Origin of the sequence: Paenibacillus sp. PDC88, from assembly GCF_900106725.1 — a bacterium.
GTDB classification, from domain to species: domain Bacteria; phylum Bacillota; class Bacilli; order Paenibacillales; family Paenibacillaceae; genus Paenibacillus; species Paenibacillus shunpengii.
Window position 1 is genome coordinate 262,430 of the sequence record NZ_FNNT01000007.1, and the last position, 24,713, is coordinate 287,142.

21 protein-coding genes are annotated in these 24,713 nt (G+C 46.4%); 20 read left to right on the forward strand and 1 reads right to left on the reverse strand.

Going from position 1 to position 24,713, the window contains the following annotated elements; genetic code table 11:
• Positions 1 to 23 precede the first annotated feature (23 nt).
• The 9 genes from BLW49_RS20860 (at position 24) to BLW49_RS20895 (ending at position 9,215) form a co-directional block, all read left to right on the forward strand.
• Complete coding sequence (locus tag BLW49_RS20860) at positions 24 to 2,081, forward strand: helix-turn-helix domain-containing protein (protein ID WP_256209882.1); 2,058 nt, start codon at positions 24 to 26, stop codon at positions 2,079 to 2,081.
• Positions 2,082 to 2,326: 245 nt separating this feature from the next.
• Positions 2,327 to 4,213 (forward strand): molecular chaperone HtpG, encoded by a 1,887-nt coding sequence (htpG, locus tag BLW49_RS20865; protein ID WP_090726658.1) that lies wholly within the window; start codon positions 2,327 to 2,329, stop codon positions 4,211 to 4,213.
• A gap of 269 nt (positions 4,214 to 4,482) precedes the next feature.
• The gene (locus BLW49_RS20870; protein ID WP_371264602.1) at positions 4,483 to 5,328 is read left to right on the forward strand and encodes a putative RNA methyltransferase; all 846 of its coding nucleotides are present in this window, start codon (positions 4,483 to 4,485) and stop codon (positions 5,326 to 5,328) included.
• 14 nt (positions 5,329 to 5,342) lie between these two features.
• Positions 5,343 to 6,731 carry a protoporphyrinogen oxidase gene (gene hemG, locus BLW49_RS20875; protein WP_090726661.1) on the forward strand — a complete coding sequence of 463 codons (1,389 nt, stop codon included), beginning with the start codon at positions 5,343 to 5,345 and terminating at the stop codon, positions 6,729 to 6,731.
• A gap of 169 nt (positions 6,732 to 6,900) precedes the next feature.
• The gene (locus tag BLW49_RS20880) at positions 6,901 to 7,056 is read left to right on the forward strand and encodes a DUF3934 family protein (protein ID WP_076312289.1); all 156 of its coding nucleotides are present in this window, start codon (positions 6,901 to 6,903) and stop codon (positions 7,054 to 7,056) included.
• Between the two features lie 193 nt (positions 7,057 to 7,249).
• Entirely contained in the window at positions 7,250 to 7,483 is a 234-nt protein-coding gene (locus BLW49_RS20885) for a YvrJ family protein (RefSeq protein WP_076312288.1), read from the forward strand.
• 113 nt (positions 7,484 to 7,596) lie between these two features.
• The gene (locus tag BLW49_RS20890) at positions 7,597 to 8,091 is read left to right on the forward strand and encodes a hypothetical protein (protein ID WP_090726662.1); all 495 of its coding nucleotides are present in this window, start codon (positions 7,597 to 7,599) and stop codon (positions 8,089 to 8,091) included.
• 116 nt (positions 8,092 to 8,207) lie between these two features.
• Positions 8,208 to 8,375 carry a hypothetical protein gene (locus BLW49_RS28905; RefSeq protein ID WP_177178814.1) on the forward strand — a complete coding sequence of 56 codons (168 nt, stop codon included), beginning with the start codon at positions 8,208 to 8,210 and terminating at the stop codon, positions 8,373 to 8,375.
• Positions 8,376 to 8,681: 306 nt separating this feature from the next.
• Positions 8,682 to 9,215, forward strand: coding sequence for a GNAT family N-acetyltransferase (locus BLW49_RS20895; RefSeq protein ID WP_076312286.1), 534 nt, complete (start codon positions 8,682 to 8,684; stop codon positions 9,213 to 9,215).
• Positions 9,216 to 9,355: 140 nt separating this feature from the next.
• On the opposite strand, the gene BLW49_RS20900 is transcribed toward BLW49_RS20895, so the two are convergent.
• On the reverse strand, positions 9,356 to 11,749 hold the full coding sequence (locus tag BLW49_RS20900) for a glycoside hydrolase family 16 protein (protein ID WP_090726664.1): 2,394 nt from the start codon (positions 11,747 to 11,749) through the stop codon (positions 9,356 to 9,358).
• Between the two features lie 505 nt (positions 11,750 to 12,254).
• On the opposite strand from BLW49_RS20900, the gene BLW49_RS20905 reads away from it, so the two are divergent.
• The 11 genes from BLW49_RS20905 (at position 12,255) to BLW49_RS20955 (ending at position 24,706) form a co-directional block, all read left to right on the forward strand.
• Positions 12,255 to 13,019, forward strand: a complete 765-nt coding sequence (locus BLW49_RS20905; protein ID WP_090726666.1) for a MerR family transcriptional regulator — start codon at positions 12,255 to 12,257, stop codon at positions 13,017 to 13,019.
• Between the two features lie 264 nt (positions 13,020 to 13,283).
• Positions 13,284 to 14,324: an ABC transporter ATP-binding protein gene (locus BLW49_RS20910; protein ID WP_090726667.1), complete on the forward strand. Its 1,041-nt coding sequence runs from the start codon at positions 13,284 to 13,286 to the stop codon at positions 14,322 to 14,324.
• Between the two features lie 17 nt (positions 14,325 to 14,341).
• Positions 14,342 to 16,069, forward strand: a complete 1,728-nt coding sequence (locus BLW49_RS20915) for a putative 2-aminoethylphosphonate ABC transporter permease subunit (RefSeq protein ID WP_090726669.1) — start codon at positions 14,342 to 14,344, stop codon at positions 16,067 to 16,069.
• Between the two features lie 46 nt (positions 16,070 to 16,115).
• On the forward strand, positions 16,116 to 16,916 hold the full coding sequence (phnX, locus tag BLW49_RS20920) for a phosphonoacetaldehyde hydrolase (RefSeq protein WP_090726671.1): 801 nt from the start codon (positions 16,116 to 16,118) through the stop codon (positions 16,914 to 16,916).
• Entirely contained in the window at positions 16,910 to 18,040 is a 1,131-nt protein-coding gene (gene phnW / locus BLW49_RS20925; RefSeq protein WP_090726673.1) for a 2-aminoethylphosphonate--pyruvate transaminase, read from the forward strand. Before phnX ends, phnW begins: the two co-directional genes overlap by 7 nt.
• A gap of 145 nt (positions 18,041 to 18,185) precedes the next feature.
• Positions 18,186 to 18,971, forward strand: a complete 786-nt coding sequence (locus BLW49_RS20930) for a DeoR/GlpR family DNA-binding transcription regulator (protein ID WP_090726675.1) — start codon at positions 18,186 to 18,188, stop codon at positions 18,969 to 18,971.
• A 210-nt stretch (positions 18,972 to 19,181) separates the two neighbouring features.
• Positions 19,182 to 20,258, forward strand: coding sequence for a putative 2-aminoethylphosphonate ABC transporter substrate-binding protein (locus tag BLW49_RS20935; RefSeq protein WP_090726677.1), 1,077 nt, complete (start codon positions 19,182 to 19,184; stop codon positions 20,256 to 20,258).
• 181 nt (positions 20,259 to 20,439) lie between these two features.
• Positions 20,440 to 21,063: a deoxynucleoside kinase gene (locus BLW49_RS20940; protein ID WP_090726680.1), complete on the forward strand. Its 624-nt coding sequence runs from the start codon at positions 20,440 to 20,442 to the stop codon at positions 21,061 to 21,063.
• Complete coding sequence (locus BLW49_RS20945) at positions 21,060 to 21,716, forward strand: deoxynucleoside kinase (protein ID WP_090726681.1); 657 nt, start codon at positions 21,060 to 21,062, stop codon at positions 21,714 to 21,716. Before BLW49_RS20940 ends, BLW49_RS20945 begins: the two co-directional genes overlap by 4 nt.
• A gap of 284 nt (positions 21,717 to 22,000) precedes the next feature.
• Positions 22,001 to 23,353: a sodium-dependent transporter gene (locus tag BLW49_RS20950; protein WP_090726683.1), complete on the forward strand. Its 1,353-nt coding sequence runs from the start codon at positions 22,001 to 22,003 to the stop codon at positions 23,351 to 23,353.
• Positions 23,354 to 23,629: 276 nt separating this feature from the next.
• Positions 23,630 to 24,706 (forward strand): hypothetical protein, encoded by a 1,077-nt coding sequence (locus tag BLW49_RS20955; RefSeq protein ID WP_090726685.1) that lies wholly within the window; start codon positions 23,630 to 23,632, stop codon positions 24,704 to 24,706.
• The last annotated feature ends 7 nt before the right edge of the window (positions 24,707 to 24,713 follow it).

A 24,713-nucleotide genomic window follows, 5' to 3' on the forward strand; every position in this document is an offset into this window, starting at 1 on the left:
TGGGGGCGGAGCTATTGAACGGAGTGCTGCATGAAATCTTACATGAACGTTTAGGTAATTGGGATTATGAGATCTGGATGAGTGAGAATTGGTCGGATTGGCGGCTAATTACTTCGATTGGGGATAGGAAGACAGCTGCTCCTGAATTTCGATGCAATTCCCCTCTTTATCATCCGGAGTATCGTCTGGAAAAAGAAAATATTACGTTAGCTTTTCTTCCATATAACAACAACGTGTGTATATCTGTCCGACTGTTTTCAAAATGTGATTTTTCTGCAGAAGAACTGGTGGAGATTTCATCTCTCTTGTATCCGTATTATGCAGAAGCGGTAGCTGCAAAGCATGAGCGTGCGTTGAATGAAGTCATGAACAGCATTCGGGACGTGACTCAGCTGCTCGATCTGAATGAACTGCTCAGCCGAATTCTTGTAAGTGCGCTGTCTGTTATTCCTTATGAATGCATTGGTGTTCTGTGGCAATATGATCCTGAAATCGATGCCTTGACGGTTAAGGCAAGAGCAGGGGGGCTTGGCGAGGGGATGCTTCAAATGAAGCTGAAGCCAGGAGAAGGAATCATTGGGCATACATTCAGCAGAGGCACACCTAAATTGTATAGCAATATGCTGATGCTGGAGGATGATTTCGGCAATATGACGCTCGAAAATAGGCGTCATTTGAATACGGCGTATGATTTTGAAGATATTTGTGGTATTATTTCCGTTCCCATCAAGGTTGAAGGTCAAACGGAATGTGTGCTCATTGTATATCAAAGGGGAAATGTGCCGCTGTTTACGGACTCAGATGTGAGGCTTCTGCAGAGCTTCGCGGATCAGGTGTCTATCGCACTGACGAATGCGAGGTTATATGACAACTTAAGCAGACAGAACGAAACACTTGTCAGACGGGATGAGATCCATTCTTCTTTGATGCGTTTATCGCTGCAAAATAAAGGTGTGGTGTCCATCGTCAGTGAGCTGACACGTATTATCGGCATACCGCTGACCTTTGTGGACTTTATTGATAATGAATGGTTTCCTAAACGGGGAAAGACGATAAGTAAATGGAGCATTGAGAGTCTGAGAGAGCGATATCGATCATTGAATCCTTCTGATTACTTGACCTTTGTTGCAGGAGCAGAAGGGGAGATGAATCAGTATCTATATCCCATCGCTTCCGCAAATCAATGCCTTGGCTATCTGATTATCCGTATGAATGAAAGACTCTCACCTTTGCAGCTGGTTGCACTTGAGCAGGGGAGCTCTGTACTCGCGCTGGAGCTGATGAGAAAACAGTCTCTCGCAGAATTTTATTTCAAAAGAACACAGCAGTTTTTTAATGATCTCAGGCTCAGCAAAGATTCGGAGGAATACTGGGTGAAATCCGCAGAGATTGGTATTACTCCCAATACACAAATTATCGTTGGTCTACTTGAATTCACGGAGCTGGTAAGTCCGGTTATGCTCAGCACTCTTTCACTTCAGCTTGTGTCCTATTTGCGGGAGAAGCTGCCCTCGGGGAACATGCCCATCGCATTTGGCAGTGAAAGACGTATCACCGTCATGCTTGTTCTATCGGAAGCCCATAGGCCTGGAGAAATTGAAGAGAAGTTTATTACCTCCTTGCCAAAATGGGAGAGCAAAAATAATACAAAGCTGTTCGGGGGCTTAGGTTCAATGCGCCTAGGGCTGGATGCCATTAATACGAGCTATCAGGAGGCGGATAAGGCGCTGGCCTACCAAAAGGCTCGTGGTGTGCAAGGGGTAATTCGCTATATGGATATCGGAGTAAATCGATTGTTTATCCGGCAGCCTGCTGAGGATCTGAATGATTTTATAGCAGAGGTGTTTGAGCCGCTCAGAACAGCCAAAGGGCAAGCCGGGGGTCTTGAGGAAACGCTGATTACCTATATGGCCTGCGGTGGATCTGCGGCACAAGCGGCAAGTGAGCTTCATATTCATATCAACACACTGTATCAGCGCATCCATAAGATTGAAGAGATATTAGGCATGTCCTTTAATAATCAGGAGCATCTTCTTCACTTGCAGCTGGCTTGTTACCTTCGGCAGTCGACTCGTTTATAGGTCATGAAGCTTCCACCTTCTAAAATATATATGAGGACAAGTTCAATATTGCTCACATGAATTTACCTCCTACATGAAGGATCGAGCCTATTTTAATCGAAGTTATAGCGGATTGGGTTGATTTCAAATCCAAACTTGACATCAATTTTTCCAATATGATATATAAGTAGAAGAGTTAGCACTCTAAGCTTTAGAGTGCTAAAAATTTGAGCAAGGATGCTCATAGAATAGAAGGGAGACTAATCATGGCAACAAAGCAATTTAAGGCCGAATCCAAGCGCTTGCTGGAGATGATGGTTAACTCTATTTACACGCAAAAGGAAATTTTTCTAAGAGAGCTTATCTCCAACGCCAGCGATGCGATTGACAAGATGTACTATAAGGCATTGGTTGAGGATCAGCTGACTTTTAATAACGAAGATTATTTCATTAAGATTACCGCAGATAAAGAAAACCGCACACTCACCATTTCAGACACAGGGATCGGGATGACGCAGGAGGAGCTGGAGAACAACCTGGGGATCATCGCGAACAGCGGATCTTTTGCGTTCAAGAACGAGAATGAGCTGAAGGACGGCCATAACATTATTGGACAATTCGGGGTGGGCTTCTATTCTGCGTTCATGGTTGCAGATGAGATTACGGTGATTACGAAGGCTTGGGGCAGCGAGCAGGCCTATAAATGGCAGTCTCAAGGCGCAGATGGATACACGATTGATCCAGCTGACAAAGACAGCGTAGGAACTGATATCATTCTTCACATTAGAGAGAATACAGAAGAAGATTCTTACGATGAATTCCTGGAGGAGTATCGTCTTAGAACGATTATTAAGAAATATTCCGATTTCATTCGTTATCCGATCAAGATGGACGTGAAGACGCAGAAGCCGAAGGAAGATGCGGAGAACGAGTTTGAGGAAGTTACCGAAGAGCAGACCGTAAACAGCATGGTTCCGATCTGGCGCAAGAACAAGAGTGAGCTGACAGATGAAGACTATGAGAACTTCTATTTCGAGAAACGCTACGGCTTCGACAAGCCGCTGAAGCACGTACATATCAGTGCTGACGGTGCTGTTGTGTACAATGCCATTCTGTTTATTCCGGAGAAAACGCCGTTCGACTATTACACCAAGGAATATGAGAAAGGCCTTGAGCTCTACTCTAACGGCGTATTGATCATGGATAAATGCGGAGACCTGCTGCCGGATTACTTCAGCTTTGTCAAAGGGATGGTCGATTCCGAGGATCTGTCCTTGAACATTTCCCGCGAGCTGCTGCAGCATGATCGTCAATTGAAGCTGATCGCGAAGAACATCAAGAACAAGATCAAATCTGCGCTGCAATCCATGATGAAGGATGAGCGTGAGAATTATGAGAAATTCTACGAATCGTTTGGCAGACAGCTGAAATTTGGAGTATACAACGATTATGGCATGAACAAGGGCGATCTTCAGGATCTCCTGCTGTTCTATTCCTCCAAGGAGCAGAAGCTGGTCAGCCTGGCTGAATACGTCTCCCGTATGCCGGAAGATCAGAAATATATTTACTATGCAACAGGTGAGTCCGTGCAGCGTATTGAACGTCTGCCGCAAACCGAGCTCGTGGCGGATAAAGGCTATGAAATTCTCTATTTCACTGACGATGTGGATGAGTTCGCCATCAAGATGCTGATGAGCTACCAGGAGAAAGAATTCCGTTCTGTATCGAGCGGTGATCTTGGATTTGAAGCAGATAGCAGCGAAGAGGAAGCGGAAGCGAAGGAATCCGAGAACAAGGAATTGTTTGAGAAAATGCAGGAGCTCTTGGGCGGTAAAGTGAAGAGTGTCAAGGCTTCCAAGCGTCTCAAATCCCATCCGGTCTGCCTATCCGCCGACGGTGAAATCACCATCGAGATGGAGAAAGTGCTGAATGCGATGCCGAATGCAGACGGCCAGCAGGTCAAAGCCGACAAAGTGCTGGAGATTAATGCGAATCATGAGGTGTTCAGTGCATTGAAGCAGGCGTTTGAGAACGATCAAGATAAATTCGCGGTGTACACCAGTGTTCTATACAACCAGGCGCTGCTGATTGAAGGACTTCAGGTGGAAGATCCCGTCGCGTTCACGAATGATATTTGCAAAATCATGGCGTAAGGTTTACTACAGCTTCATGCCACGGTAAAATAAAGTGAGAACAGAGGTTTCTGTTCTCACTTTTCTATTTTAAGGAGAACGACGTATGATAATTCAGTTCATTCGCTATCGTTAATGAGAGGTACAGATTATAAGTAAGCCCAGGCGTTTTTTTTAAAACTACAAGCCAGGGGTTTATTTTTCTGTGCCTTTTTCATTCTTACGATAAATGAATGAACGGGGTGTACTACGTGTTGAATTCTCATATGTTGCATTTGCTTCGTTGTCCCATGTGTCACGGAGTAATGGATTCAAGGTCTGGAAAAAGCCTGTTTTGTCCACAAGGACATACTTTTGATATATCGAAATTTGGTTACATTAATTTGCTGCTGCGTGCGGTTAAAACCCCATATGGTCGCACATTATTCCGTGCACGCAAGCAGCTGATCTCCGCTGGTAAGCTTGAACCACTGATTGAGGCAATCGCGGTAGGAATAATGAAGCATTTACCGGATCAATTTCGGTACAATAATACCTCCACACCGAATATGCTGCTGGATGCCGGATGCGGCGAAGGATCATTATTAATTCAGATTCAGCAGAAGCTTGTCTCCCTGACGAGACATGAATGGTTCGGTGCTGGGCTCGATATTTCCAAGGAAGGAATTCTGCTTGCGGCCAAGCAAGAAGCAGATAACCTCTGGTGCGTCGGAGATTTGGCCAGAATGCCGTTTAGGAGCAGCAGCTTTCCTTATATTCTGAATATCCTGTCCCCCTCCAATTATGAAGAGTTTCACAGACTGCTTACAGATGATGGCATCATCATTAAGGTTATTCCGGGCAGCGGGTATTTGCAGGAGCTGAGAAGCCGATTCTATGAGCGTACGGCGCAGCAGTCGTACGATAATAAGCACACAATCGAGCATTTTTCCCATCATTACCACATCATTCGTGAGGAGAAGGTGAGCTACACACTTCAGCTTGACGCGGAGGAAATGGCTCATTTGGTTCATATGACACCCCTGACCTGGGGGATTGCAGAACATAAGCTGAAGGAAGTTATCAGGCAGCAGAATATTACTTTTGAGTATCATATTTTGTATGGCACAAAGAAGAATAACAACTTAAAGATATAGAAGGTGTGATTCCATTGAAGACAGTGGCCATCGTCGGCGGAGGCATTACAGGTCTGTCCTGTGCCTATCATTTGCAAAAAGAAATAAGAAGCGGTCAAGAGGTGCGGATTGTCCTGTTAGAGGCGGAGTCTGTGCTGGGCGGGAAGATCAGCACCATGCATGATGGAGAGTTTACGATGGAGACGGGAGCCGATTCCATTGTGACGCGCAAGAAGAATACGTTCCAATACATTGAGCAGCTTGGGCTGACCGATCGAGTCGTTTACAACGAGACAGGGACTTCTTTTGTCCACAGTGATGGGGCGCTGAAGCAGATACCGGATGATTCCATGTTCGGGATACCGATGAGTATCGAATCTCTGGCCAGCACGACGCTTGTGTCAGCTGAAGGAAAGGTCGAGGCACTTAAGGATTTTTATACACCGAATGACCGGTTTACCCAAAATGATTCCCTGGGTGAATTTCTGGAGGCCTTTCTCGGCAGGGAATTTGTAGAGAAGCAGATTGCACCTGTTATATCCGGAGTATATTCGGGGAATATATATGACCTTACGCTGGCATCGACACTGTCCTATCTCTTGGACTACAAAAACGAATATGGAAGTCTGATTCGTGGACTGTCTGAGCAGCGAGCCAAGCTGAAGTCCTCTGGAGAGAAGAAATTCCTCTCCTTTGCCGGAGGGATGTCGGATCTCATTGAGGCGTTTGAGAGGGAGCTCTCCGAGGTGGATATTCGTACAGATACATCCGTTACCCGCATTGAGTCTGTGGATGGAAAGTATGTGTTGAATTTATCGACTGATGATGCACTGGAAGCCGATTATGTCGTGCTCAGCATTCCCCATACCGCAGCGGGAAGCATGCTGGCTAAGCCTGAGCTTACGAGTGATTTTGAGCAGCTGAAGAGCAGCTCCTTGATCAGCGTCTATTTGGGCTTTGATGTGCCGGACAGTGAGCTGCCGGCTAACGGGACAGGGTTCATAACGACGGATACAAGTGACCTGAAGTGCAATGCTTGTACATGGACAAGCCGAAAGTGGAAGCATACCTCAGATCACAGCCGTTTACTGGTCAGACTTTTTTATAAAAGCACGAAGCCGGTATATGACTCTCTTCTTCCGTTATCCGAGGAGGAGCTCATCGAAGTTGCGCTGACGGACATTCGCGAGGCAATGGGAATTTCGGCGAAGCCGATCACACATCACGTCCGCAAATGGCATGAGCAAATGCCAAATTACCATATGAAGCATCATGAGCTGGTTCAGTCGCTGGAGCATAATATGGCACTTTATTTCCCGGGAATTTGGCTTGCAGGCTGCTCCTACTATGGAGTAGGGATTCCTGATTGTATGCTGAACGGGGAGAAGACAGCAGCACAAGTCATGGGGCAGTTGCTCTCTTAATATGACATGACGAATGCGGATTCTATCCAAAATTCGATAAACAGGTACATGGAGGAGCATCTTAAAGCTTCTTCCTAAGCCGCGGATACTGTACATTGAGCTCTCTTTCCTGTATAGTGATAGGCTAACCCATAAGTATGGAAATGAATATAAAGTGGTGAAGGATAGCATGGCAAAAGGTAAAGGCGGAACAGGCAGAGGGACAGGCAAAAAAGGCTGGAATCGCTGGCAAGCCAGTGAGCGACGCGCCAAGAGTGCACCCAAGCCTTATAAGAGTAAAGGCACTAAGAAGTCTTCGGATACGGCTTCCGAAGGTCAGAAATAAAGCGACATCAATGTAACAGGATATAGAGAATTCACTTTTCAGTGAAGTGAACTTAGACCGTCCGGCAGGAATTCCGGGCGGTTCTTTGCGTTGCGATGAGTTCGGTTAAGAACCGTTTTTCACGAAAAATACGGATCGTGGTTGTAAAATGTCCGATTCCATTACCTTTCCATATATAAGGGAGGGATTTACAATGGAGTTAATTAATTTGGAAGAGATCATTTATCTAGTGACGAATATCGGCTTTCCTATGGCGGTTTGTGTCATTTTGCTCCGGTATATTCTGAGCACGATTGGGACGCGTTTAGATAAGCTGGACAATTCCATAACCCGGCTGACAAAGACGGTTCGGGATTTGGATGCTGAAGCCAAAGCAGCGACGAACAGTCAAGCAATCAAGACAGATCGGGACAAAGAGGGTGGGTAATTTCACTCCTCCTTTTGATGGGGGTAGTTAAGAGCAGTTACTATTGCTGAATCGATATGTAATTCCTTCGCATAAGAAAAAAATATCATTTAAGAAATGGAGTATTTTTATCTATGAATCGTCTAACAAAACTTATGCTATTTACCGTTTTAACAGGCTTGCTGGCAGCAGGCTGCTCAGAACCAGCCGTGGTCGAAGAAGCTGCGCCGAAATTAGAGAAAGTTTATTATCTTCTGGACGGAGCAGGTACTCCCCAATACGAAGAGATACCAGAACAAGATCAGATGCATATGGAATATTCCCACTACAATGACGCAGGATGCGAAGTTCGGATTACTGCAGAAATTACGAATAATCCGGATTATCAAGTCCAGTTTGTATTACCTGATGAGGCAGAGAAGGTCTTCACAGAGCCTGAGGTTAACATCGCCAGCAGTAATGAAGAGACAAGCACTTATGAAGTGAGGTTTGAAGTGAAAGAGGAGTATTTCACAGCGCATCCCGATGTGCAAGTGGTGTATGATACGGCCTGGGAACAGTCCAAGGATGACCAGAAATTTATAATTTGGAAAACACAGACATCGGTATCCTCGGCAGATATGAATTAGAGCAGGTTAACGATGCAAATTACAGTTAATCGTCAGCGTTAGCGTTTCGTTTTCGCCGCAGAGGGTAAATTTCAAGCAAGACACGATGAAATCTATCCTATAAGGAGGAAGTTACCATGTCTAAAAAAAGAGGAATTATTATGACAGCGATTGGCGCTGGAGTCACTTACTTGATGAGGAATAAAAAAGCGAGGGATAAGCTGTTTACATCCGTTTCCAGTATGATGAGAAGCTCGCGATCATCACATGGAGGCAAAAAAGTACCGCGTGTGGATTTGAAATAGGCTACAGCCTACCCACTCACTTATCAGCAGGCATACCTGCTTGACAGTCACTCAGCTGTCATTTATTCAATACTTCATATGAAGGGAAAAGTCCAGGCCAGAAGGCCCGGGCTTTTCTGTTGTGTCCACATCATTATGGGAAGAGTTGGATAAGATAGATTGTACGTAACGGGGCATCATTGATCATTGCATCAAGGGTGAGCTGTATGTTTGAGTTTATTTGAAGATCAGTGCTAGACTGAACAAGGCAGCACATTGGCTGCAGCTTACAAAATCAAGCAGATTGAGGCATGAGGAAGTGAGAGAATGATTCACCCAGAAAAGTTTGATCAAATATATAGCATTATGGAGGATTCTTTTCCAATTATTGAGTTTCGGAGCTATGAAGGGCAGAAGAGGCTATTGTCTAATCCGTATTATCGCCTGCTGACACAACAGGATGAGCAAGGGAAGGTCATTGCTTTTCTCGCAGGGTGGGAATTCGAGAGCTTTCGATTTGTGGAGCATATCGCCGTAACACCGGTCATTCGAGGGGGAGGAAGAGGACGGCTGTTAATGGAACAATTCATGAAGGAATCGGCTCTGCCGGTAATTCTAGAAGTCGAGCCTCCCGAAGATGAGCTGAAGCGAAGAAGAATCGGATTCTACGAACGGCTCGGTTTTCAGCTAGGGGATCACAAATATATGCAGCCGCCACTGCGTGAAGGCCAGCCGGATCTGCCCCTGTGTATCATGAGCTATCCTCAGCGATTGACAGAAACGGAGTTCCATTCGTATAAGGTACAGCTGTACAAGGAAGTTTACGGCGTTTCCTTAGATGAGCCGAGCACATTGAATTAAGAACGGTTGATTACGGAGATCGACTATACAGAAAGAAGCAGGCCAGTGTGAATTGAGCCTGCTTCTTTCTTTTGAGCTTATAGAGGTGCTTTGACCTGAAATGATGATGACGGATGCTGTACCTGCTTAGAATCGATATGTTATTCTGGCACACCTTGGGTAACGCCATGGGTGTAAGTGAGCCAAGGAGTATCTAACGCCCCTCCACCGGGATTATAGGTGAAGAAGTACTCAATAGTATCGCCTTGCTGAAGGTTATTGACGCTGTAGGTGTAATTGCCATTCCCTGTGGAGCTCATAGCGACGTTCAATTGACCACCGTTGTTCACTTTATAGTGTAAATCCGCAAAAGTTGCACCATTCACATAGAACTGCAAATCATCTCCTAGGATTTTCAGCCCCTTAACCTCATCTCCAACGACAGAGATCGGTTCGGGTTCAGTAGGGTCTGTAGGGTCCGTAGGGTCAGGATTCGAGCTGCCTTCCTTGTAGACACGGACATAATCCACCTGCATGGAGGCAGGAATATCGCCGGGATTCGGTGTCTGTCCACCGTCAAAGCTTCCGCCAACCGCAAGATTCATAATGAGATAGAAAGGCTCATCGAATGGTGCATTCGGATTATCCGGTGCAGCAGTGGAGTACCACTGCTCTCTGGTCACTTTGAAGAAGAACTTGCCGTCCACATACCATTTAATGTTGTCTTCTTCCCATACGACAGAATACACGTGATAATCATTTGCGAACGTCTGGCCTTCCGGGAAGTGATACTCTCCTGAGAGATGCCGGTTAGCTGGCCATTGTCCGCCAAAATGCACAGCGCCGCTGGTTGAGCCCGGCAGGCGTCCTCTGGCTTCCATAACATCGATCTCACCGGATGATGCCCATACCCCATAAGTACTGTTCTCTGGGAGCATCCACAAGGCTGGCCATAGGCCATTCCCCGTCGGCAGCTTCGCACGAAAATCCACTCTGCCATATTCGAGAGAGAACTTATTCTTTGTATTAATCTTACCGGAAGAGTATTGTGCATACCGACTTGGGTCTTGCGGGAAGGATTTTGGCTCGTTCAAGGCTTTGATGTTTAGATTCCCATCTTGTACAAAGACATTCTGTGTACTATTCGTGTAATGCTGCAGCTCGGAGTTACCCCAGCCCCAGGTGTTCGGGTCATCATTAAGATAATATCCTGTTTCATAGCTCCACTTGCTTGTATCAAGTGCGGATCCATTAAATTCATCCCGCCAGATGAGGTTCATGCCTTGAATGTCAGGATTACTTGGCGTGCCAATTGCAATATCTTCTTGATCAGTTACATCTGGACGCGGGGCATCTGGATTGCCAATAAAGGTATAGACCACGTAATTATTGCCGATATTGCCTCCTTTTTGACCATTCAGCGGATAGCCGATTCGAATCTGCATATCCTCTTGGATGGGTTGAAACCAGAGACCATAGATGTGATCCGCCCAATAGCCCCACTGATTGGCATCCGACATGTTGTTATATCCGTTCGAGGCGTATGTAAATCCGCTCTGGCTAGATTGATCCAGGTCTATCCATACTCCGCCAACGTTGATCTGGTATACAAAATTACCGAGCTCATTACCTATAGCAGCTCCGCCATCGATCTTGGGAAGAGGAATGCCAATGGCGCCGCTCTCATCTGCTGTAAATGTTGTCCCCTCATAGGGTGTTATTACATAAGAGTTTCTTACCGGTTCATTAAAAGTAATCGTGTAAATAACGTTAGCACCCGACGTTTTAGATTCTAATTTGACATTGATCGACTCAGTTACATTGAACCAGAATCCGCCGCCGCCATCGGTAAATTGACCAAAGTTCTGATCATAGATCCAGCCGCTGGCTGCATTGTTGTCAATATCAATCCACTCCGTGTCATTGATCGGCTTGACGTAAACCTTCAGATCATCTGCTACGGCTTGATACGTTACAGCTGGATCATTATTAAAAGTAGGATAGGTAAAGCCTGCACCGCCTGTATATCCTGCTGTAATCTGCGGTCCTTGAGTCGGGGTCATCGCGGTGATGGTTGTTTTGTTGATGTTATTGAATACGAGCGTATACTCCAGCGTAGCTCCTGTTGTTTTGGAGTACAGCTGAAGCTCCGTTGTAGAGGAAAGGGTAAACCAATAGCCATTGAAGCCGCCATCGCTCCAGTGCCCCCAGTTTTGGTTGTAAGTAAAGCTGTCGATACTATCAATATCAACCCAGCTGCCATTGAGCTTTACCTTAACTCCCAAATCTTGAGCAACTTCATTCCATGTAACAGCGCCTCCGTTAAATACCGGCATGACAAAACCATAGCTGGCCTGCCCAACACCCGAGTTTGTAATAACAGGCCCGTCGGCAGCTGAGAAGTAGGTCATAGAGGTAATGGATGGGGCTGCTTCTTCAGCTGCATGAACATTCGTTGCGGGCAGCAGGCTGAAGGTGGTGATCAGAATTGCGGTTAAGAATAAGCTGAATGCGGCGTGCAAAATACTTTTTCCTGTAGCGTGACGATGCTTCATAAATAACCTCCCTCAAAAGAGTAGATGCTCCCCAGCAAAAAATAGATTTGGTAAACGCTTCCAAATGGGGGCGACTTTATTTTATCTAATAACATTCGGGGAAGGACAGGTCGCATTTTTTGGATTTTGTCACATTATTTCGGTTTTTTACTCCCTGAGTGGAATTTTTGAATGACGAACGACTTTTGCGGAGCAACCAGAGAGAGACAGCCAAAAATGGAACGTGCGCTTTGATGCATCCTCGAGATACCTACAAAACCACCCAAGTGGAATTTTTGAATGACGAACGACTTTTGCGATAGCAACCGGAGAGAGAGGCAGTCAAAAATGGAACGTCCGCTTTGATGCATCCTCGAGATACCTACAAAACCACCCAAGTGGAATTTTTGGATGACGAATGACTTTTGTGATAGCAACCGGAGAGAGGCAGCCAAAAATGGAACGACTGAAACGCTTGAACCTAACGCAACGTGATGGATTATGATCAGTTCAGGGAGGTGAAGAAATGCTGTACAAAGTGAAAGAAGTGGCAAAATTCACGGGAGTCACGATAAGAACGCTGCATCACTACGACGAGATTGGACTGGTTAAGCCGGATGAAGTCACCGAGTCCGGTCACCGGCTGTATTCAGACGACAATTTGAAACGTCTGCAGCAGGTGCTGTTTTTTCGCGAGATCGGGTTCTCGCTGCAGGAGATCGGACCGATTCTGGATAGGCCGGATTTCGACCGAAGGGGAGCGCTTGCCGCGCATAAAGAGCTGCTCTTGGAACAAAAGAGACGGCTTGAGGAATTGATCGATACCGTCGATCGAACGTTAGAAGAGGAGAATGGGGGAATGACAATGTCAAAGGAAGAGATGTTTAACGGCTTTGATATGAAATCTATTGAAGAGCATAAGGCGAAGTATTCACAGGAAGCGAAGGAGAAGTACGGAGCTGAGATGGTCACGCAGACTGAGCGCAGAACAGATGCCTACACGGAGCAGGATTGGGCGAGAATTCACGCCAGAAATAAAGAGATTAACGACAAGATTGAAGGCGCGATGGATCTGGGGCCGGCAAATGCACAGGTACAGGAGGGGGTTGCTGAGCTTCGTCAGGAGATTACAAACAACTACTATGACTGTACACCCGAAATTTTTCGTGGGCTGGCCGATCTGTATGTGGAGGATTCAAGATTTACGAACAATATAGAAAAAGGGAGAACTCCAGGATACGCTGCATTTCTAAGAGAAGCAATGATCATATACTGCGATAGTTTAAATTAAGAATAGACCGATTCTGTAGCTATCCAGATACTAAATCGTCAATAAAATGGAAGCTGTTCTGACTCCTATAAAGGAGTTAGCAACAGCTTTTTTTGTGTTTGTATAGCCAAAACAAACTAAAAACAAGTAAAAACACAAAATTAACGTGTGATTGACACTCTGTTAACAATGGTTCCGTAGACTGTAGTTACAGCTAAGGCAATTAAGACAAACTGGCTGTTACGCTAGCAGGCAATTCAAAGAAAGTAAGTTAGGAGAATGCAAATGAACAGTGGGGGCTTGGTGATTGAGAGCATTAGCAAGTCGTTTGGAACCTATACAGCACTACAACATATCAATGTAACGATACCCAAGGGAAAGTTCACATGTCTATTGGGTCCCAGCGGCTGCGGCAAGACGACATTGCTGCGGATTCTGGCAGGGCTCGAGCAACCGGATCAAGGAAGGATTATCCATGAAGGACAGGATATAACCGGGCTGCGACCAGCTAAACGGAACTTTGGTATTGTGTTTCAATCTTATGCGTTATTTCCCAACCTGACCGTCAAAGACAACATCGCTTACGGGTTGAAAGGGAAAATGCCAAGAAAGCAGATTCAGGAACGAGTAAGAGAAATGCTGGAGCTGGTTGGACTTGCAGGAACGGAAGCCAGATATCCGGCACAGCTATCCGGCGGGCAGCAGCAGCGAGTGGCACTGGCAAGGGCTATTGCACTGTCGCCTGATGTGCTTCTGCTGGACGAGCCGTTGTCGGCACTGGATGCGAAGGTACGCGACAAGCTCAGACATCAGCTGCGTGAGCTGCAGCAGAAGCTGGGAATTACGATGGTCATGGTTACCCATGATCAAGAGGAGGCACTAACGATGGCAGACCAGATTGTCGTGATGGATCATGGCCGTATCATGCAGTGCGGAACGCCGCAGAACGTGTATGATCAGCCATCGTCTCCTTTTGTGGCAGACTTTATCGGGGCTATCAATTTTATCCCGGCTGAGGTCATAAAGCAGAACAAAGACAATAAACAGTTCGCTATCCGTCCTGAGCATATCTCGCTGGATACAACAGCTGCGGTGCCGGAGGAAGGATTAATTAGCGGTTATGTACAGCATGTCGAGTTCAGGGGGACCTCCTACCGCATTGACCTGCAGCTGGCTGATGTTCAGGGCAGGCCGACAGACCACCGAATTGCGATCGATATCGCATCGGGAGCTGCACGGCGTAAGGACTGGACTTCTCCTTCGCTGATGAGCTTCCGGCTGAATCCTGAGCATATTCTGGAATTTGAAGCTGAAGGGGCTAGATAAGGAGGCGAACGATAGTAATGATGAAGCAAACCTCAAGCCATATCACATTAGGGAAATGGAAGCAGCTAAGAATCCGTGGCAGAGGCTCCTCCTTGTGGACACTTCTAATCGTGCTGCTTGGACTGGTAACTGTGGTTATCCTCCCGCTTATCTTTCTGTTCAGACAAGCTTTTATGGATCAGAATGGAGTGTTTGTCGGTCTGGCCAACTTTGCGAAGTATGGAGAGTCTCCCGCTTTATTGCAATCCCTGCAGCATTCACTTACGGTATCCGTGCTGACGACAGTGATCGTCATACCGCTCGCATTCGGACTTGCTTATGTGCTGACGAGAACGGATATCAAAGGTAAGGGCATCATCAAAGGGCTGGCAATGCTTCCTTTGTTCGCGCCAACGATGATGCATGGATTGGCATTGACTTATCTTTTTGGCAATCAGGGACTGTTCACAACCGGATTCTTTGGCGCACTTCCCTTTGAATGGAGAATTCCGCTCTATGGGCCCGTCGGCATTCTGATTGCTGAAGTGATCTACACCTTTCCGCAGGCGTTCTTGATCATGATGGCAGGGCTGATGATTAGTGATTACCGCTTGTACGAAGCTGCTGATTCCATGGGGGCATCACATTTCAAAAAGCTGTGGTCCATCACACTGCCTTCGGTTAAGTACGCGTTACTAAGCGCGGCTACCGTATGCTTTACGCTCAGCTTTACGGATTATGGAGCACCCAAGGTTGTGGGCGGACAATACAGCGTGCTGGCCACAGATGTCTATAAGCAGGTAGTCGGACAGCAGAACATGTCCATGGGCGCTGTCGTCGGAATCATGCTGACCGTTCCCGCTGTGCTCGCTTTTATTCTGGATCGCATCGTTACACGCAAACAGCAGGCTTACGTTACATCTAAATCTGTGCCATACGCTATAAAAAGAAATAGGCTGCGCAACACGTTTGCTTATCTCTATGCCGGTATATTTTCACTCGTCATTGTAACGGTGATGGGAGCTGTCGTATTCGCTGCATTTGTTAAGAAGTGGCCATACAATCTGTCGCTTACAATGGATAACTTTAATTTCAGCAAGGCGGCAGCAGGGGGCTTTGATCCATTTTGGAACAGTGTGCAAATGTCCATCATGACGGCGGTGCTCGGTACGGTGCTGATCTTTGCTATTGCCTATCTCATTGAGAATACGAAGGGATTCCGGGGCTTGAGACAAGCGGCTTACTTCTTATCTATTTTGCCGATGGCGCTGCCTGGCCTGGTTATTGGCCTAGCCTTTATCTATTTCTTTAATCACCCGGGCAATCCACTTGGATTTATGTATGGTACGATGGCGATTCTTGTTCTGGCCAATATTCTGCACTTTTACTCGGTTCCTTTCATGACGGCCACAACGACTCTCAAGATGATGGATAAGGAGTTTGATCAGGTGTCGGAATCCATGAACGTAGGGAGAGGACGAACTTTCTTCCGGGTTACGGTTCCATTGTCCATGTCGGCCATACTCGAGATGTTCGTCTACCTGTTCGTTAACAGCATGGTAACGATCTCGGCCGTCGTGTTCCTGTATGGTGCTGACCTCAAGCTGGCGTCCATCATGATTGTAAATATGGATGATGCAGGGGACACAGCGCAGGCGGCAGCCATGTCCGTGCTTATCGTCCTGCTGAATATAGCTGTGCGCGGAGGATATGAGGCACTTACCGCTAGGCTTCGCCGCAAAACCGCTGCGTGGCAAAAGAGATAAATTCTGTAGCGGAATTAAACAAAATAACGATATCGGAGGTAATCACATGATTAGAACAGTAATTTTGGATTGGGCAGGTACGATGGTAGATTACGGGAGCTTCGCTCCAGTAGAGGCATTTCGGAGATTGTTTGCAGAGCACGGCATCGCGGTCAGCTCTGAGGTCATTCGTAAGCCGATGGGACGAATGAAGATCGATCACCTGCGCGATATTTGTGAAGATCCTGGAGTTTCCGCAGCATGGCAGGAACGATATGGCCGTCTTCCGAATGTACAGGATGTCCTTACGATGTATGAAGCCTTTGAACCGATGCTGTTCTCGTTGCTCGATCAATTCGCAGTTCCAGTACCGGGTGCTGTAGCGATGGCAGACAGACTGCATGCAAAAGGTATTACGATCGGTACAACGACGGGATATACACGTGCGATGCTTGATGTCATCGTACCTGAAGCGGCCAAGCACGGCTATAAGCCGGACAGTGTAATTGCACCGGATGAGACGGCCGCGGGCAGACCTTATCCTTGGATGATCTTCCGCAATGCGGAAGCTCTGGGCACGATTCAGATGAAGGATATCGTCAAGTGCGGGGATACAGAAGCAGATATGAGAGAAGGACGTAACGCTGGAGTATGGGCTGTGGGTGTTGTATTTGGCGGCAATGAGCTGGGGCTTACTGAGGAGGAGGTACGAAAGCTGCCTGAGGGAGAGAAGCAGAAGAGATTTGACGTGATTGCTGAACGATTGAAAAAGGCAGGTGCACACTACATCATATCCGAGATTGGCGAGCTGGATCGAATCATTGAAGATATTAATCTTCGTATGGTGAAGGGAGAGCTTCCATGCTGACTGTAAAAAAGACAAGCAATAATCCGTATCTGCTGTTGACCCCCGGACCGTTAACCACGACGGACACTGTGAAGCAGGCCATGCTAAAGGATTGGTGTACATGGGACGATGAATACAATGCACTGGTGAATTCTATTAGGCACAGGCTGGTTCGACTGGCTGCACCTGAGCACACAGAAGAATATACCGCCGTGCTTATGCAGGGAAGTGGCAGCTTCAGTGTTGAAGCGGTGCTTGGCACAGCTCTGCCGAGGCAGGGGGGGAAGCTTGCAGTAGCGGTAAACGGAGCATATGGTGAACGCATGGTTGAAATGGCGAAGGTGCTTGGCATCCCGGTGACCGCTGTCCGTTTTGATGAGAGAGAAGCGGTTTGCCCGGCTGTTTTTGAGGAGGCACTGATGAAGGATCCTTCCATTACTCACGCGGCAATCGTTCACTGCGAGACGACAACAGGGATACTGAATCCACTCCAGGGACTGAGTGATGCGGTAAGACACCAGGGCAAAACACTAATCGTGGATGCCATGAGCAGCTTCGGCGGGGTTCCGCTGGATATGCATGAGCTAGGAATTGACTATTTGATCAGTAGCAGCAACAAATGCATTCAGGGCGTTCCCGGCTTCGGATTTGTACTTGCTCGAATCAGCTGTCTCGCCGCTTGTAAAGGCAACGCACGCTCACTGTCACTGGACCTCTATGATCAATGGGATATCATGGAACGAATGAATGGAAAATGGCGTTACACATCTCCAACCCATGTCGTTCGAGCATTTGATCAGGCATTAATAGAGCTTGAGGAAGAGGGTGGTGTGAATTCACGCTACCATAGATACCGTGGAAATCAGCAGCAGCTGGTTCAGGGAATGAAGGAAGCGGGCTTCTCTACATTACTGCCGGAAGAATGGCATTCTCCGATCATTACCTCGTTCCGGTATCCGGAGGATGACTTCTCTTTCTCCGAATTTTACAGCCGGTTGAAGGCGGAAGGCTTCGTTCTATACCCAGGTAAGCTGACAAGTGTGCCTACGTTCCGGATTGGAACGATTGGAGATGTGCATGCTTCGGATATGGAGGAGCTGATCGGCATTGTGAAGCGACTAAAGGCTGCAAATGGAGAGAAGTAAACTGCGATGAGAGCCGGGAATAAAGAGCGAGCTATAGTTTTTCAATGTCCTATATCTTAGAATAAGCTCAAAATAATCACTATGATGTGATCAATGTCTTACTGAGATTTATACAATACAGCTGGTTACAAAGGAGAATGAATAGATGTCACTCGCTGGAGAGGAACGAAAGCAGACCATATTAGATATGCTCCAGATGCAGGGTAAGATCAGAACGCCTGAGCTGGTAAGGGCATTGGATGTCTCTTCGGAAACCATTCGCAGATACCTTGAGGAACTAGAGAATGAGAACAAGCTGAAGAGAGTGTACGGAGGTGCTGTAAAACTCAACGTGGAGCGGGAAGAGCCTGCCTACGGCAAACGTGAAGTGCTTCAGGCAGAGGAGAAAAAGCGAATCGGCAGGACGGCAGCTTCTCTCGTACAGGACCACGACATCGTTGTTATTGATGAAGGGACGACAACACTGCAGATGATCGATTCACTCGTTCTTAAAAAGCATCTGACAATATTGGTGTCTTCAATCTATACCTTGAACTTGTTAATCAATTATAAGAATAAAGGCGCGTTCGACGGAGAGATTGTACTTATCGGCGGAAGAATCAATTCCAAGCATTATCGTGCATCAGGCACACTTGCTGTAGAGTTCATGTCCGGTTTCCATGTCGACAAAGCGTTTGTGGTTGCGGACGGCCTTCAGCTGGATACCGGAATCACGAGCTATGAGGATGACAGAGGATTGTTGGCACGAACCTTCATGAAGCAGGCGAAACAGACCATTGTGCTGGCGGATCACACCAAGATCGGAACCTCTCACTTCTATAAATTTGCTGACTTCAGAGAAGTGGACATGATCGTGAGCGATGTTCCGCCTCCTGCGGCCTGGGAGAGCAAATTAACCGATGAGGATGTGCATTGGGTCGTAGCCGATTAAATGCCCGAATCGCAGACTTGCATTTCATATAACCATGATGTGTGAAAAATGTGCATGTCATGGTTATTTTATTATCTATAACACACAACAAAACAATAGAAAATGGTGTAAAAACACATGTTTTACTTGTGTTTAACAGGCCGTTAACGTATGTACTCTATAGTAGAGGAGTACTGAGTAACACAACCTGAATAGGGAGAGGGACAACTTATGAAAAAAGATGCAATGCTGCTCATATGCCTGTTATTAATATCTGCACTTCTGGCTGCCTGCGGAACCAACGGCAGCGGCGCCGGTGAAGGCTCTAGTGCGCAAGCCGGATCTGGCTCGGGAGAGGAAGAACTCACGGTATACACTGCGCTGGAGGATGATTTAATAGAGGCATATTTAGCATCCTACCGAGAGAAATATCCAAATGTGAAGCTGAATATCGTACGCGACTCTACAGGCGTCATTACAGCCAAGCTGCTGGCTGAGAAGGACAATCCTCAAGCCGACGTGGTGTGGGGTGTAGCAGCTACAAGTCTGCTTGTCCTTGATGAGCAAGGCATGCTTGCTCCTTATTCTCCGGCAGGAATCGAGCGAATCCAGCCTGAATTCAAGGATGAGGCTGAACCGGCGCGTTGGGTAGGTATTGATGCTTGGGAGACGGCATTTATTGTAAATACAATTGAGATGGAGAACCGTGGACTCGCCGTACCGCAAACTTACGAGGACCTCTTGAAGCCAGAATACAAGGGAATGATCACAATGCCGAACCCGGCCTCCTCTGGGACAGGCTTCCTAACGGTATCCGGTCTCACTCAGCTGCTCGGGGAGGAAGAGGCATGGAGCTATATGGACAAGCTGCATGACAATGTTGGAGTCTACACTCACTCTGGATCCAAGCCGGCCAAGATGGCAGGTACGGGAGAATATCCGATCGGAATTTCCTTTGGATACCGCGGTATTGTAGAGAAGAATGAAGGGTCTCCAGTTGAAGTGGTATTCCCAAGCGAGGGCTCTGGCTGGGATGTCGAAGCGAATGCACTTATACAGAAGGAGCATGTGAAGCAGACAGCCAAGGACTTCCTGGACTGGGCTATTGCGGATGAAGCTATGACGGAATATGCAAAGAATTATCCCATTACGGCGGTTAAGAACGAATCCGGAGCCATTCCGGAAGGATATACACAAGATCCGATGAATCAATTGATCGAATATAACCTTGAAGAAGCCGCGAGTCAGCGGGATGAAGTGCTTGCCGAGTGGAGCAGTCGTTACGAAGGTAAGAGTGAAGCTGAATAAAAATAAATCTGCCGTTTGAATGATCGTATCTCTCTTTGGTTCATGAACTTCATGACCGAAGAGAGATATTTTTGCTTCGTGAATTGTTCCTGATTTTAGTGCTCTCACGCGGACCTCAACTTGTGATACAATAAACTGTCTATAAATGATTAATCGGCATGATAACTACAGGAGGATTCACATGAGCACAGGTTCCTTTATCGCTGTTGAGGGCCCGATCGGGGCTGGTAAAACGACGCTGTCCACAATGCTGTCACAGAAGCTGAATATTCCGCTGCTGAAGGAGATTGTGGAGGAGAATCCGTTTCTCGGCAAGTTCTATGACAACATTGAAGAGTGGAGCTTTCAGCTGGAAATGTTCTTCTTATGCAATCGTTATAAGCAGCTGGAAGATACAACAACGAAATATATTCAGCATGGTCGGCAGGTCATTTCCGACTACCATATCTACAAAAATCTGATCTTTGCCCAGCGTACGCTCTCCGGCGTGAAATGGGAAAAGTATCGTCAAATTTATCACATTCTTACAGGTGATCTTCCGAAACCGGATTTGATTATATATATTAGGGCTGATCTTCAGACCCTCTTGAAGCGTATTAAAATGCGGGGACGGTCGTTTGAGCAAAATATGGATACGGCCTATTTAGAGCAGCTGATTATCGACTATGATCATGCAATGGCATCCCTTGCTGAGAGTGAGCCTGATACCAAAATTATTACGATCGACGGGAATCAGATTGATTTTGTAACGCATCGCGAGCAATTTGACCTGATTGTGTCCGAAGTAAAGGAGTATATGAAATGAGTGAATTACAAATTCCGGCTAACGCCTTAATTACGGTTGCAGGAACAGTAGGTGTAGGCAAATCGACGCTTACCGCTGCGCTTGCTGAGCGGCTAGCATTTAAGACATCCCTGGAGAAGGTGGACCACAATCCCTATCTGGAGAAGTTCTACCATGACTTTGAGAGATGGAGCTTCCATCTTCAGATTTATTTTCTGGCTGAACGTTTCAAAGAGCAGAAAAGTATATTTGAAGCAGGAGGCGGGTATGTTCAGGACCGTTCCATTTATGAGGACACCGGAATATTTGCGCAGATGCATGCGGACAAAGGCACAATGAGCGAGACGGATTTTGAGACGTATTCCAGCCTGTTTGAGGCGATGGTCATGACACCTTATTTCCCTCATCCGGACATTCTCATCTATCTGGAGGGCAGTCTGCCTTCCATATTGAATCGTATTCAAGAGCGTGGTCGGGAGATGGAAATTCAGACCGATCCGGCATATTGGGAAGAGATGCATGAGCGCTATGCCAAATGGATTGGCGGCTTTACCGCTTGTCCGGTACTTAAGCTGAACATTGACGAATACGATGTGCATGATCCGGCTTCTTTGGACAGTATTCTGAAAGAAGTAGAACAAATCATTCAAGCTTCCAGAAGGAAGCAGCAATAGATGGTTTTGTTAACGATGCTTGAATATAGGTCAGGGAACTTGTGCATTAATAAATATAAAACAAATAAAAGGTGGCTTTGGCCATCTTTTTGATAGTAATGCATGATTTTAATGGATATTTGTGAATTTTCATTAGATATTAACATAGGTCTATAGAATTATAACTTGCTATTACAAACATTTTTATGTATACGGATGTTCATCTATCTTGTATAATATCAAAAAAATTTAGAAAAAAAGAGTCTTAATATGTAAGGCTTTCTTCAACAGAGATGGAGGACATCATGGTACCAAAACAAACGAATCAATTGGATACACCGGGTACAAAAGAACGATTTTCTTCAACAGGCTTTATTTTGGCCGCAATCGGCAGTGCAGTAGGGCTGGGTAATATGTGGAAGTTTCCTTATATTACAGGTCAGTATGGAGGGGGAGCCTTCTTCCTGCTCTTTATTGTTTGCTTGCTCATTGTAGGCTTGCCTGTATTGCTGGCAGAGCTTGCGATTGGACGTGCAGGACGCGGCAGCGCATCCTCTTCCTTTGTCAAAGCTGGAGGAGGAAAAATTTGGGGCGTATTCGGATTGTTATCCGTCATTGCGCCATTCGTTATTATGACATTCTATTCCCTCGTAGCAGGCTGGACACTTCACTACGCAGTGCTGTCCTTTAGTGGACAACTGTTTAACAATACGGACTTTGGTGCACAATTTGGTTCATTTACCGGTGGTTATATGCCTATCGTATGGGGAGCAATCGTTGCTGTAATTACGGGCTTCGTAGTCGTCAAAGGAATCTCCGGCGGGATTGAGAAATTTAACAAGATCCTCATTCCAGGTATGCTGGTTCTGCTCGTCATCCTAATGATTCGTTCCATTACGCTGCCGGGTGGTATGGAGGGTGTATCCTTCTTCCTGTCACCGGATTTCTCGAAGCTGACACCGGAATCAGCGCTTGTTGCGCTTGGACATGCCTTCTTCTCCCTCTCGCTCGGGATGGGGACGATGATTACCTACGGTGCCTTTGTTAACCGTCAACAGTCGCTTGGATCAGCAACAATGGCTGTCGGCGCAGGGGATATGCTGTATGCACTCATTGCCGGTTTGATCATCTTCCCAACGACATTTGCCTTTAATATTCCTGCGGATTCGGGACCAGGTCTTGTCTTTGTTGCTCTTCCCGCTGCATTCTCCGCGATGCCGCTTGGCTGGTTCTTTGGGGGGTTGTTCTTCATCCTTCTCGGAATTGCAGCGCTGACTTCATTAGTATCCCTGCTTCAAGTTCCCGTTTCATATGCAATGGAGAAATGGAACTTGCGCCGCAGTACAGCGGTATGGATCATATCTGGACTGGTGTTTCTGCTGAGTATTCCGTCCGCTGTATCCATGGGGCTTATGCCAGATCTTATGATAAACAATATGCCAGTGTTTGACTTTGTTGATTTTGTAGCCTCTAACTGGTTCCTGCCGCTGAGTGGACTTGTTGTAACTCTGTTCGCAGGTTACTTCTGGAAGAACGTTGCCGAAGAAGCAGGGCTCACGCAGAAATGGTTCCGTATATGGCTGTTCATGCTTCGCTATATCGCACCAATTCTGGTGTTGTTCGTATTCCTGTACTCGGCACAGATTATTAAATTGTAATACGGCAGCATCCTCTTTTTTTAGGAGAAACTATACGCAAAACCTCTTTCGCTGTAGTGGCGAAGGAGGTTTTTTATTATGATTAAGGATACATGATCAAACTGTAAAAAATTACAATGTGAATATGCAGGAGGATAGAACAATTTTCGACAATCATTTGCCTGATCATCTGTTATATTGGTATGAAAGTTAATTTTTGCAGAATTGCGCATCTGTGTTCATCTATATGTATCTACATGTATCTTGAAGATTCAAGAGAGAGGGGCTCAAACGTTAATGCGTTTGGAGAAAAAAGAAATATGGTTTATCTCCATCATCCTGATGCTGATCATAGCCTTGATGATGATACTGATTAATATATGGGGCTCCGAGCAGCAGAATGCTGCTGAAGATCAGAGTCTGCCTGCAGCACAGAGCGAAGAAGACTCAGGTATGGTTCTGGAGCCAGTAGAAGAACTGACGAAGCAAGAGGAAAGTGCTGATGCTTCTAAGAGTGAAGCTCATCTTCAATCCGTGAATCCCCATTTTCCTGAAGACCTGCCTTTCCCCATTGAGAAGACAGAAGGTAATCTCGGGGATCAATTCCCGCTGGACAAGATGTCAGTGAAGAGAATCAGTATTATGGTCAGCTTGGATAACGGGGTTAGAGGATACACCGTTTCGCCGCAGAGCTATCGCGTTCTGGTGCAGGGGCTGACAAGCCTCAATTTATCGACAACGAAGACAGAGATGAATTCCTCGGCTCTCGCTTCCGACGTGTATATTCGCTTCCATCTCGATAATGAGATGTATTTTATCAAGTACAATCTGGATTCCAATACAGTAGAACTGAATGGTCAGCATTTCTATGCTTCTCGTAATCTGATGAGCTATCTTCATTTATTTTGCAGACCGGGCACGCTGCTCGGTATGTTCGGTGAAATGAGAGGGATCGATGTAAATGCCGAGGATGCTCCTGCACCTCAGGAAGATATGACACGGGTTTATGACCCGGAACGGTTCAAGATCCAGGAGAAAAATTTCGCAGAATGGAGCCGTTATATCAGCAGCAACTCCGATTATAAAGAAGCTTACCGTTACTATTCTGTCAGTGATGATAACATGAAGACCGTTCGTATTCATGAGGAAGAGGGTATCTTGTCAACGCCATCAACGATTCTTTTTACGAAGAACAACGTCTCGTCCCCAGATGGCATCAGCATAGGGATGAGTGAGAAGGAGGTGCTCAGCATGCTGGGCAGCCCTAATCTTTCGCAGGGTAACAAGTGGAGCTATACTATAAATGATGATCTTAAGTTTAATTTGTATTTTACTGAAGAGAATCTAAGATATATAACGCTGACCAGCGAATGAAAGGGTA